Source organism: uncultured Psychromonas sp. (assembly GCF_947489755.1).
In the GTDB taxonomy this organism is placed as follows: domain Bacteria; phylum Pseudomonadota; class Gammaproteobacteria; order Enterobacterales; family Psychromonadaceae; genus Psychromonas.
Window position 1 is genome coordinate 1 of record NZ_CANLFB010000036.1, and the last position, 12,896, is coordinate 12,896.

A 12,896-nucleotide genomic window follows, 5' to 3' on the forward strand; every position below is an offset into this window, starting at 1 on the left:
GTTTTTCATACAATGAGAATTTCTCGTAAAAGAACGTAAAATCGTTCTTTTACGAGAAATTCTACAGCCTCAACGCCTTGCTCAGCGGAACGAGCGTAGCGAGATTCCGATGCAGCAACTTGTTATGAAACTGCTCATTAAAAAATTGATAATAACAAAAGCCTGCGAAGAAAAGACAAACAACAAAATGAGATTTAAACAACGCCGATTAATAAAAAACAAACGTATTGAAACTAAGAAAAAATCACTTACTTCTGTGTTGTTTACACCCAATATAGCAGTGAACTAGAACTGGTTTTATCATTTCAAACAAACAGATAATAATCACAATTGCGAACAACTCGCTAACGGCTAAACCGATAATGTAACAATAACGAAACGCTTAAAACTGGCTAATAAAACCCAAAGTCAAAGGTAGGGGGGGGCTTTTTTGTTAAAAATAGCTTTGTTTTATATGCCTTTGGAGTCATTACGCATCAATGAAAGCTTCTTGTAAGTTCTTTGATAGGATATCCCAAACACTAGTAGAAGCTCGGCTTCGGTAGTTTCTTCCTAAGCAAACTAGGTTGATTGGTTGTCTATCAGGATGTTCCCAATCAGTTAAAATGGGAACCAGCTGTTTATTTTCAATTTCATTTTTGATTAAAAACGGAAAGATCATAATAACGCCTAATCCGAGACATGCCATTTCTCTTAATGCTCGACCATCATCTGTGGTGAGTTGATTCGTTATTTTAATCGTTTTTATATCGCCGTTAGCGTGTTTAAACGTCCAATGATCTTGTGCATATTTCTCATTTTTAAAGACAAGTCCTCGATGCTCGTTTAATGACTCTGGATCTGTAGGCATGCCGTTTTTTTCTAAGTATTCTGGGCTTGCATACCAAGCAAAACGCTTATCAGCTATTTTTCTTGCTACTAAAGAGGAGTCAGGTAAGTGTCCAATTCGTATGGCAATGTCTACTTCTTGTTCAATTAAGTCTACATAGTGATCACTTAAACAAAGATCAATAGATATGTTTGGGTAAAGGCCACGCAAAGTACTTATTATGGGAATAATATACTGTTGACCAATAATTGTCGTACAGCTTATTTTAATAGTCCCTGAGGGTGTTGACTCAAGTTTATCGATAACTCTCTGTGCATCTTCAACAAGCGTACTTAAAGACTCTGTAGCGGCTAATAAATCACGACCTGACTCAGTTAGATTCAGTTTTCGAGTACTTCTTTGAATAAGACGTTGACCAACCTTATCTTCTAATTGTTGAATCTTCTTACTTACCGAAGAACGTGGTAAGCCATATTTTTTTGCTACAGCATGAAAGCTCCCTAATCGAGCAACGCTTTGAAACAAATATAAGTGAGAAAGGTGTCTGTGTAGATCGTTCATATAAATTATCGTCCAAAGAACTGTGTTATTAATGCGAAATAGTAGAAGCTATTGTTTCTAAAATAGAAACTTAGTAATAGTGTTTTGGTGACTAATCAGAAACTATAGAAGGAGATAAGCTCGTTGTATACTTAATTTTTAACAAACTTAATTTTATTGGAGTAAATAGTATGCAATCGAAAACAATTTTAATTACTGGTGCAACCTCAGGTATTGGATTAACCCTTACAGAGAAAAGTATTGAGGCAGGGTATAAGGTTATTGTCACTGGTAGAAACCAAGATAAGTTAGACCAGATCGCTAAAGATTTAGGGGTAAAGACCTATTTAGCAGACAGTTCCAATTTAACACAACTTGCTGCTTTAGGTAGGTCCTTAAAAAACGATGGGATTACTTTAGATGGTGTAGTGCTTAATGCAGGCGTTTTTTACCCTAAATCTTTTGCGGAAACTACTCCTGAAGATTTTGATGAAATGTTTGCAGTGAATAACAAAGGCCCGTTCTTTACACTACAAGCTTTATTGCCGAGTTTGGATAATCCTGCGAGTGTTGTCTTTATTTCTAGTATAGGAGTGATTAAAGGTTTCCCTGGTGCCTCAACTTACTCTGCTAGTAAAGCTGCTTTTGAGGCAACTATTCGTGTTTTGAATATGGAATTAGCTGACAATGGCGTACGTGTTAATATCATTCGCCCTGGCATCACAGCTACTGATATCCACAACAAAGCAGGTATGACAGCGGAACAACAACAAGGAACATTTGATAGTTTGAAATCTACACCATTAGGTCGTGAGTTAAAACCAAATGATCATGTGGGCGCTATTTTGTATTTACTAAGCGATGCTTCTTTGGCATTACGTAATACGGTTATTGATATTGAAGGCGGGTTTCTTCTTTAACATTGGCACTTGTGCAAACTAGGTAATGATAACTTTCTTAATTGAACCGAAAACTAGCGTTTTTAGACACTAGGTAAACTTAACTAGTGTCAGCGCGACTTGAGTTTGAAACGGGAAAACAAGAATGCAAATAAACACCCAAAGTTAATTGAGAAACAGAAGACAAGATATTGTTTAACAAAGAATAATACGTAAAAGTAGGGGTGCCTTGTTAGTTAGTAATTAGGTATCTACTTTTGGTGGGCAGGTTCAGGCTTGAAGATGCCTATGCAAGTGTGTTTGAATACATAGAAGTGTTTTATACTCGAGTAAGAAGACATTCAGCCAATGAGTATAAGAGCCCAGCGGTATTTGAAGAAAACTATTATGCAAATTGTGCATAGAAAATTGTCCACTTCTCGTGGGTAGGATCAGCATATAACAGCGTAATTAAGCAGAATCATTCCGTATTTATGGTGGAAATACGGAATAGTTTATTTTGCTAAAATAACATCAACAATACGCTCATATAACATTAAATCAATATCTTAGAATTAAATAGTCAAATGCTAGTCATGTAAATAGATAGAATCGTTCTGTATTTACGACGAAAATACAGATTACTACTAGAGTAATCTGTATTTAGGTTTTATTTCTGCTTTTAAGTTAATAATAAAACCTTACGCAATATGGCTACAACTCCCCCACCGTTGAGCTTTCCCAAACGATCAATACCTTTCAGCAACAGCAAATAGGACGTTTGCTGTAAGTTCATTCAGCGCATGGACGCACTGTATGAACTGGTGCGTTAGGAAAGGTATTGATGGTTTGGATAAGAAAGCAATTCGGTGGCCAGTTTCTTTGCCCACTTTCTTTTCTGGTAAAAGAAAGTGGGTCGCCGACAGGGCGAAAACACTGTTCATAAACATCAAACTGACTGGACGAGCACAGACGAGCTAAACTCACTGTAAATACAATATTTAACAGTAAAAAGAAAACTGAATGAGCATAGACGAGCCCTAACAATAAAAGGGCAATAGCTATCCTTTTAGCTCCGTCAATTTCAAACGAACTCGTTTAGCAGACACTGGATAAGGCGTGCCTAGCTGCTGTGCAAACAATGACACGCGCAACTCTTCCATCATCCAATACACTTCAGCTAACCCTTCATGCTCATTTTCATTACTCAATAACTGCTTACACAACGCGCGGTAACGTTCTTCAAGATCATGCAGTTCAATCGTATTTAATCGATCTTGGTTTGGATTCACTGGCAGCTTTTCTAAACGTTTTTGTAACGCTAACAAGTAACGTTTGATATCGTTAAGTTTTGCTTCGCCCACTTGGCAAACAAAACCGGGGAAAATCAAGCGTTCTAGCTGAGATTTTATGTCCCCTTTCGCGACCAACATACTTAAATCGGCTTTACCTTTAAGTTGTTTGTTAACCGCATGTGCAAGGGTTAATACTTCTTCTACTTGTTGGGTTATTTGTAATGTTTTATCCGCTAATTCGGCACGTACTTTTTCTTTCTGCGCTTCAAATTCAGGCGCTTCTTGTGGGTGAATCTCACCCGCTAAAATCGCATCAACCGAACAACTAATACAGTCATCGATTAAGTCTTTAATTTGTCCAAATGGATTGAAATATAATCCTAATTTCGCTTTGTTTGGCAGACTTTGTTGCAGATATTTAATCGGTGATGGCACGTTTAATAAGATTAAACGGCGCACACCTGCTTGGTTAAAACGTTGTGCTTTGTCTTCGCTATCAAACAGCTCAATAGCAACACTTTTGTTTTTATCGACCAATGCTGGGTACGCTTTGACTTCGTAACCACCGTGATCTTTCTTGAAAGATTTAGGTAATTTACCAAAGTCCCATTCTATTAAGTCAGACTTTTCGATACCTTGCTTTGATACTTTAGATAACGTTTGTTTAACTTCGCCTTTTAAATCGTGTTGCAGTAATTTTAAATCAGTCCCAACCGCGACACTCTTTTGTTTGTCATCAACTACATTAAACTTCATGCGTAGATGGGTTGGTAAAGCTGAAAGCTCCCATGAATTTTCAGGAATACGTACGCCTGTCATACGCAATAATTGCTTTTCAAAGGCTTCTAGCAAGCTTCCCTGTAAAGGCGCTAAGTTAGCCATTGCTGCTTCTGCATAATTGGGTGCAGGCACGAAGTTACGGCGAATAGGTTTCGGTAAGGTTTTAATTAAGGCAACCAATAACTCTTCACGTAATGCAGGAATTTGCCAATCAAACCCTTGCTCTGATATTTGGTTTAACAACGCTAATGGAATGTTAACGGTCACACCATCTTGTGCCGTACCGGGTTCAAAGGCGTAGTCTAGTTTTAAACGGAAATCACCTTGTTGCCATGAATCAGGATACGCATTGGCCGTGACTTTATCCGCATCATGCGCCATCACTTGATCACGTTGATAATTTAATAATTGCGGTTGTTGTTTTTTCTCTTTATTCCACCAGCTATCAAACTGCTTTGCACTGCATACATTTTGCGGCACGATTTCATCGTAAAAAAGAAATAGGGTTTCATCGTCGACCAAAATATCGCGACGACGTGATTTATGCTCTAGCTCTTCAATATCGTTTAACAACGCTTGGTTATCTTTGAAGAATTGATGACGCGTTTCAAACTCACCTTCCACTAAGGCATGACGAATAAATAATTCACGACAAAGTATCGGGTCAATGTTTGTGTAAACCACTTTACGTTTGCTGACAATTGGAATGCCGTACAACATTTGTGTTTCAAAGGCGCCCACTACACCGGACTTTTTCTGCCAATGTGGTTCTGCATAACTGCGCTTAATGAGGTGTTGTGCTTGCAGTTCAACCCATTCAGGTTTGATACGAGCGGCAACACGGGCAAACAGTTTTGAGGTTTCAACAAGCTCTGCAAACATGCCCCATTTAGGTTGTTTTTTGAATAAACCAGAGCCTGGGAACATAAAGAACTTGCTGTTACGTGCACCTAAGTAGTCGCCGTCTTTATCTTTTAAACCGATGTGCGATAACAGCCCTGCTAATAATGCTTGGTGTATCGCATCAAAGTTTGAAGGCTCACTGCTGACTTTAATATCTAATTCATCGGTCACTTGTTTGATTTGCGTATAAATATCCTGCCATTCACGTACACGCATATACGCTAAGAAATCTTTCTGACACATTTTACGGAACTGGCCGCTGGTGAGTTCTTGGCGTTGTTCATTAATGTAATTCCAGAGATTTACATAGGTAATAAAATCTGACTCTTTGTCTTGGAAACGGCGATGCTTTTCATCGGAAGCTTGTTGTTTATCCATTGGGCGTTCACGTGGGTCTTGAATGCTTAACGCCGCACTGATCACCATCACTTCATGCACACAGTTAAACTCTTTCGCCGCTAAGATCATACGCGCTAAACGCGGGTCAACTGGCAATTTAGCAAGTTGGCGACCTAAGGGTGTTAGCTTTTTACGTGGGTCTTTTTGTTTTAAATTAACTGCGCCTAGCTCTTCTAATAAGCTCAAGCCATCTTTAATGTTTCTATCTTCTGGCGGCTCTACAAACGGGAATTTATTAAGCTCTCCTAAGCCAAGTGATAACATCTGTAAAATAACAGACGATAAGTTAGTACGTAGAATTTCAGGATCAGTAAATTCAGGGCGACCATTAAAGTCTTCTTCGCTGAATAAACGAATACACACACCTTCGCTGACACGTCCACAACGCCCCTTACGTTGATTAGCACTGGCTTGTGATATTGCTTCAATCGGTAAGCGTTGTACTTTGGTACGGTAGCTATAACGGCTGATACGCACGGTACCCGTGTCAATAACGTATTTAATACCCGGAATCGTTAATGACGTTTCAGCCACGTTGGTCGCTAGCACTATGCGTTGGCCACGATGCCCTTGGAAAATTTTATTTTGCTCCGCCACACTCAAACGCGCAAATAACGGTAAGACTTCGGTATCGCGTAGTTTACGTTTGGTTAATGCGTCTGCGGTATCGCGGATTTCTCGTTCACCGTTCATGAAGATAAGAATGTCACCACGGCCTAAACGCTGAAGTTCATCCACCGCTTGGAAGATACCTTCAATTTGGTCGCCGTCGGCGGTGTCTTCTAACGGGCGATACAAGGTTTCAACAGGGAATGTACGGCCAGACACTTCAATAATGGGCGCCGCTTTGCCGCGCTTATCTGAAAAGTGTTGTGCAAAACGTTCTGGGTCAATGGTTGCTGAAGTGATGATCACTTTTAAATCAGGACGCTTTGGTAATAGGCGTTTTAAATAACCCATTAGGAAGTCGATATTTAAACTACGCTCATGCGCTTCATCAATAATGATGGTGTCATATTGACTTAAGAATCGATCATTCTGAATTTCCGCTAATAAGATACCGTCGGTCATCAATTTAATATAAGAGCGTTCACTGACTTTATCTGTGAATCGAACACGGTAACCAACGGTTTCACCAAGTTCTGAATCTAATTCTTCTGCAATACGGTTTGCTACGGTTCTTGCCGCTAGACGACGAGGTTGTGTATGACCAATTAAACCCGATACTCCGCGACCTAACTCTAAACATATTTTAGGGATCTGCGTGGTTTTACCTGAGCCTGTTTCACCGGCAATAATCACGACTTGGTTTTCAGCAATGGCTTTGGCTATTTCGTCTTTTTTCTGGCTAACAGGCAGGTCTGGATAACTCACTTCAGGCAAGTTTTCTAAACGCTGTTGTCGCTTGTCCATCGACACTTGAATATCGATGGCAATTTTAGTCAAACTGGCTTCTACTTTTTCGGGTGTTTTAAGATGAGCAAGATCGTCAATGCGGCACTTTAAGCGGAATTGATCTTTATATAACACGTCATTTAAATGGTCTTTTAAAGCAGAAGCAGAAATGGTCAAAACAGATACCTAGCAGAAACAAAAAAGTGATCCTAGCAAGGCTCTTCTCAAAAGGATAGTCACAGTTATGTTTAGACTCTCTTTTTCTACTGAATAACCTTCGTTAGCAGCCTAGGCTGTAGATAGAGAGCCACCTATTTAGAATAGTAAGAGGTTAAAGTTTGTTTAGCGTTTATTAATAAGTGCCTTGCAGTCGCAAGCTAAGTCGTAGCGGAGTCATAACTGAGTCGATTCAGTTAAGACTGTTAGCGATAATCCTGCTTTTTGTTGCATCAGTATTTCTTTTTCCAATGATAAAAACAGCTCGTTATTTTTAAATAGAATGACGGGTAATGTCATGTGTAATTGATTATCTATATAACTGACTTTTGCTTTTTGTAATGGGAACTCTCGGCGACCCAAGGTAAGGATAATAGCAAGACGGAGTAATTGAACTAATTGTAAATATTTAGCTTCCGACAAAAAGTCAAACATCACCAACGCTTTAATTTTCCCTCTATGATGACCAACCATTGAAGCAATAATCAACTGCTCCTGTTCACTAAAGCCTGGCATATTAGAATGTTCCAAAACATAAGCACCATGTTTCTGACGTTTTTTAGAATTAACATTTAAGCCTATTTCATGCAGTAACGCCGCTGTTTGTAAAAACATAAAGCTCGATTCTGAAATACCTTTACCTTGGTCACTTAACTGTTCGTTAAACAACTGTAACTGTAATAATACACGCTTACTAAAAACCTGATCGACCTTGTGTAAATCTAGTAAGTTATTAACCGTACGATCTCGCGGTGCAACATCCTCTTGCGTATTGTTTAAACCGTATAACACCCCCTCACGTAATGCAGCACTGCTCACCTCTATTTCTTTAATCGTGAATAAATCCATAAAACTGCTGATGATAGCAAGTGCACTGGCGATGACCGTAAAGCGACTTGCTTCAATGCTTTCTAATACAATATTTTCAATTGTTCTCGCTTTGATTAAACGTGTTACTAATCGCCTAATACGCTTATCTGTTATGTGACTATCACCGTATAACTCCAGCATTATTTGTCTGATCGACTTAAACGATCCTGATGTGCCTAATACGCTTTTCCATCCAATAGCGCGACATTCTTGTAAAATAGGCAGTAGTGCTTTACGTGCCCCTGATTGTGCTAAACGCATTGCTTTCTCAGTCACTTCACCATCACTAAAATAACGTTGAGAGAAAGAACGCGATCCCATTTCAATGCTTTTAATAAACTTAGTTTTAAATTGTTTACCAATAATTAACTCTGTGCTGCCACCGCCAATATCAACCACTAAGGTTGTGCCTTTAATCGGGTAGGTATGTGCAACACCTTGGTAAATTAATTTTGCTTCACTTTCCCCGCTGATAACCTCAATGGGATAAGGAAAAACCAGTTTCGCTCGTGCCAAAAAGTCATCGCAGTTAGTGGCAACACGAAGTGTGTAAGTAGCGACAACACGTACATCTCGACAGACTAGGCCTGACAGCTGCTGATTAAACTCAGCCAAGCAATCTAACCCGCGTTGCATTGCTTCTTCCGAGAGCAATTTATATTCGTCCAAACCACTTGCCAAACGCACACTCTTTTTTTGTGTTAATACCGTTTGAATACAGCCAGTCAATTCTCTGGCAACGACTAAATGAAAACTATTTGAGCCTAAATCAATAGCGACTAAATGACGGTGATCATTCATAGCGACTCCTTTAAACGTTTTTCATTTGTGTGTTCTTTTGTATGAGTTTGATCCGCTTTGTCTGTTATGCACAACCCTATATTGGCTTCTTTGTCACCGTCTACTTGTGAAGAGCGTTCTTCGTTAAGAATATGTAGCGGATCCACATTTTGTAGATAATCATAAATGACCATTTGTGATCGAAATGGCTTATCATTTTTATCTTTTAAGTAACCGTTCGCTTGGTCCGTATCTAATATTCTTGCTTTACAATTATCTGCAAGTTGAATATTAATAATGTCTATAATCGTTCGCTGTACTTTAGGACAATAAATAGGGCAACCCACTTCAATACGGCGTTCAATATTGCGTGTCATCCAATCTGCTGAAGAAATATAAACGCGTTGCTCACCGTTATTGGAGAAAATTGATACTCGAGCATGTTCTAGATAACGATCAACAATACTGATCGCTGAAATATTCTCACTTTGCCCGACTACCCCGGTGACTAATGCACAAATCCCTCTGATAATAAGCGTGACTTTTACACCAGCGTTACTCGCTTGATAAAGTTTTTTAATGAAAGTGTCATCGACTAAGTTATTAAGCTTGAGGGTAATTTCACTGGCAATACCTTGCTTAGCAAAATTTATTTCGTTATCGATAAGCTCAATTAATTTATCACGGCTATTGCAAGGTGAAACAATGAGGTGTTTATATTCAAACTGTAAATAAGGCGATTTAATGAATTCAAAAACTTGTGCGGCTTCTTGAGTAATTTCAGGGGTGCAAGTAAACAAACTAAAGTCAGTGTAAATGGTAGCGTTACTTTCATTAAAGTTACCACTTCCAATATGAGCATAACGAATTCGTTTACCTTCTTCTTCACGTGTCACGACACAAAGCTTGGCATGCACTTTTAAATTACTGACACCGTAAGTAACCTCTACGCCCGCTTCAGACAATTGCTCTGCCCAGCTAATATTGGCTTGTTCATCAAAGCGCGCTTGTAATTCAATGTTAACATGTACTTTTTTACCATTTTTAACGGCTTCTATTAATGCTTCCACCACTGCTGAGCGTTTTGCAACACGGTATAAACATATTTCAATACTCACTACTTCTGGGTCAAAAGCCGACTGCCTTAGCCATTCAGTAAAATAACTGAATTTATGGTATGGATAATAAAGCAGAATATCTTGCGCTTTCATTGCGCTACAAAGGTTATTATGAAGACTAAAGGCAGCATGATCTAATGCAGGCATCTTTTCATATTCTAAATTATCAGCGCCTATTGACGGAAACTGCAGAAAGTCTTTAAAGCTCAGGTAACGACCACCTTCATTAAGGCGTTTGTTAGACTTTATTTTCAAGCCTTTTTTCAACACATCTAACATCGAGTCTGGCATTTTACGATCGTAGACTAGTCTCACTGGCTCTGCGCTTAGACGTTCTTTTAAACCACTCGACATATTTTCGAGTAAGCTTTGATTTACTTCTCCATGCACTTCAAATTCCGCATCTCGAGTTAACTTTATTGAATAAGCGCGAATAGATTCAAAATCATAAAAAACACTAAAAATTTGTGGCAAACAATGGCGAATAATGTTGTCGATAAGAATAATGTTTTTTTGCAATAAACTTTTTGGTGCTGGTAACTCAATAAAACGTGGTACCTCGCTCGGTACTTCAACTAATGCAAAATGACTTTCTTGATCTGCTTTACGCATTTCGACCATCAAGTAGGTACAATCATTTTTGATTTGCTCTGTTAAGTTTCTTTTGTCGGTAATAATCAAAGGGAAAATATGGCTACTTAAGTGAGTTTGAAAATACTGCGTTAACCATTGCTGGTGGAAGTCATTAAGTTGCTTTTCATTGATAAGATGAATGTTGTTATTACTTAATTCAATTAAAAGCGCTTGGTAGGTTGTATCAAATTCATTTTGTAATTGTTGGACTTTATCTTGAATATCGATAAATAACTGTTTGGCTTTATCTTTCTGCTTTAATTGACTTAGGAAAGCAACACGACGAACACTTGCCACTCGGACTCTATAAAACTCATCAATATTACTTGAATAAATACCTAAAAAACGTAAGCGTTCTAATAGTGGTACCTGCTTATCTTGCGCCTCTTGTAATACTCTTTGATTAAACGATAACCAACTAAGTTCTCTATCGAAGTACTGCGGTTGTTGTATTGACATAAGGCGATTCATTCCATTATCTATTTTTAATACTGATCAACATAATAAAAATATATGACAAAATAATGGCTTAAATGTGAAGCATAAATGACAAGAATAATGAGCGGATTAATAATGTAAGAATATGGATAAAGGAAAAAACAAATATAAAAAGCAGGCGAACCTGCTTTTTATGAATGATGAGTTATCGTTGATGATGAATAATAGACGAGACTAGTGTTTTGAAAGCACTTTCATAAAACTAATAACAGCAATAAACGCAATGCTTGATGCAATGAATGCTGACACAATAGAGCCAGTAAAACCAATCACAATAAAGCCAACGATAGACACTAATGCCATTGATAATGCATAAGGTAACTGTGTTGATACATGGTCAATATGCTCACAACGTGCACCTGTTGACGATAAAATAGTAGTATCTGAGATAGGTGAACAATGATCACCGAAAACAGAGCCCGCTAATACCGCACTTAACATAGGTAGCATCATCGCTAAGTCAGTTGCACCTGCCATATCACCTGCTATCGGTAACATAATACCAAACGTACCCCATGACGTGCCCGTCGAGAAGGCCATCGCACCAGACAGCACAAATAAGATAACCGGTAACCAATGTAGGCCGATATTACCTTGTACTAAACCTGATAGGTAAGCGCCGGTTTTCATATCACCAATCACGGTACCAATCGACCAAGCAAAGAACAGAATAATAATGGCGCCAAACATCGATTTAGCACCAACCCACAACGCATATCCGACATTTGAAAATGGCTGTTTTTGTCTTAATACAGTGAATAATGAAAAGATTAAACCAATTGACCCACCGTAAACTAAAGAGGCGCCCACATTAGTATTTTCAAACGCGCCTAAGACTGAGAACACTTTACCAGCTTCAACTAACGCAGTGTTACCGGTGTACAACATAAAGAATAATGTACCCGCAATTAAGCTGATGATTGGGTAAATTAAGTCACCAACTCGACCTTGTTCATACTCTTCGATACCGAGTTCATCTTGTAAATCGATGTACGTTTGTTCGCCTTCTGTGATCTCTTTTTCTGCTATTTTTTCATGCTTTTTCATTGCTCCAATATCAAGCTTGAAAATAATCACTGCAAATACCATTAATAAAGTAAAAATGGCATAGAAGTTCATCGGGATTAACGCGACATAAGCACCCAGTGGCGAATACTCAGTCATACCGTGACTTACTAAAATGCCACTGATAATCGTCATGATGTAAGCGCCCCAACTTGAAACTGGCATTAAAATACACATAGGTGCCGCCGTTGAATCAAGAATATATGCTAACTTAGCACGAGAGACGTTAAAACGATCAGTCACCGGGCGTGAAATAGAGCCGACCGCTAAACTATTGAAGTAATCATCAATGAAAATGAATACACCCAGAAAAGCCGCTAATAACGACGCACCACGTTTATCTTTAATATGGTTAAGTGCCCAATCAGCAAACGCACGAGTGCCACCTGAAAGTGTTAATACTGCGGTCATCATTCCTAGTAATAATAAGAAAGCAACAATACTCATATTCCAAGTATTGAGTCCGCCATCTTCAACGACTACCCCTTTAACGGTTGTGTAAATATAAGAACCCGCTTCAACCACTGAATAGTCTGCAAGCAATAAAGCACCTAAAATAATACCTATCCCTAACGATAATAAAACGCGACGAGTAAGAATAGCGAGCCCAAGTGCAACCACTGCGGGCAAGATTGACAGCGTAGATGCTGAAAAATCGATTAAAGACATGAATCTTTCCTTTGTTCTACATTTGAAA

Annotated in this window: 6 protein-coding genes; 1 reads left to right on the forward strand and 5 read right to left on the reverse strand. The window is 38.7% G+C overall.

The features are described from left to right. Positions 1-469 precede the first annotated feature (469 nt). The gene (locus Q0794_RS15760) at positions 470-1,390 is read right to left on the reverse strand and encodes a LysR family transcriptional regulator (protein ID WP_298943496.1); all 921 of its coding nucleotides are present in this window, start codon (positions 1,388-1,390) and stop codon (positions 470-472) included. A 170-nt stretch (positions 1,391-1,560) separates the two neighbouring features. On the opposite strand from Q0794_RS15760, the gene Q0794_RS15765 reads away from it, so the two are divergent. Further along, entirely contained in the window at positions 1,561-2,289 is a 729-nt protein-coding gene (locus Q0794_RS15765; RefSeq protein WP_298943498.1) for an SDR family oxidoreductase, read from the forward strand. A gap of 1,019 nt (positions 2,290-3,308) precedes the next feature. Here Q0794_RS15765 and hrpA read toward each other — a convergent pair. The 4 genes from hrpA to Q0794_RS15785 form a co-directional block, all read right to left on the reverse strand. Then, positions 3,309-7,196 (reverse strand): ATP-dependent RNA helicase HrpA, encoded by a 3,888-nt coding sequence (gene hrpA / locus Q0794_RS15770; RefSeq protein ID WP_298943500.1) that lies wholly within the window; start codon positions 7,194-7,196, stop codon positions 3,309-3,311. A gap of 216 nt (positions 7,197-7,412) precedes the next feature. Beyond that, on the reverse strand, positions 7,413-8,906 hold the full coding sequence (locus Q0794_RS15775; RefSeq protein WP_298943502.1) for a Ppx/GppA phosphatase family protein: 1,494 nt from the start codon (positions 8,904-8,906) through the stop codon (positions 7,413-7,415). Beyond that, complete coding sequence (gene ppk1 / locus Q0794_RS15780) at positions 8,903-11,095, reverse strand: polyphosphate kinase 1 (RefSeq protein WP_298943504.1); 2,193 nt, start codon at positions 11,093-11,095, stop codon at positions 8,903-8,905. Before ppk1 ends, Q0794_RS15775 begins: the two co-directional genes overlap by 4 nt. A gap of 213 nt (positions 11,096-11,308) precedes the next feature. Further along, on the reverse strand, positions 11,309-12,868 hold the full coding sequence (locus Q0794_RS15785) for a Na+/H+ antiporter NhaC family protein (protein ID WP_298943506.1): 1,560 nt from the start codon (positions 12,866-12,868) through the stop codon (positions 11,309-11,311). Positions 12,869-12,896 lie beyond the last annotated feature (28 nt).

Excerpts from the sequence above, each read along its gene's own strand:
- Q0794_RS15760 (WP_298943496.1), bottom strand. The coding sequence starts at position 1,390 with ATGAACGATCTACACAGACACCTTTCTCACTTATATTTGTTTCAAAGC.
- Q0794_RS15765 (WP_298943498.1), top strand. The coding sequence starts at position 1,561 with ATGCAATCGAAAACAATTTTAATTACTGGTGCAACCTCAGGTATTGGA.
- Q0794_RS15775 (WP_298943502.1), bottom strand. The coding sequence starts at position 8,906 with ATGAATGATCACCGTCATTTAGTCGCTATTGATTTAGGCTCAAATAGT.
- ppk1 (WP_298943504.1), bottom strand. The coding sequence starts at position 11,095 with ATGTCAATACAACAACCGCAGTACTTCGATAGAGAACTTAGTTGGTTA.
- Q0794_RS15785 (WP_298943506.1), bottom strand. The coding sequence starts at position 12,868 with ATGTCTTTAATCGATTTTTCAGCATCTACGCTGTCAATCTTGCCCGCA.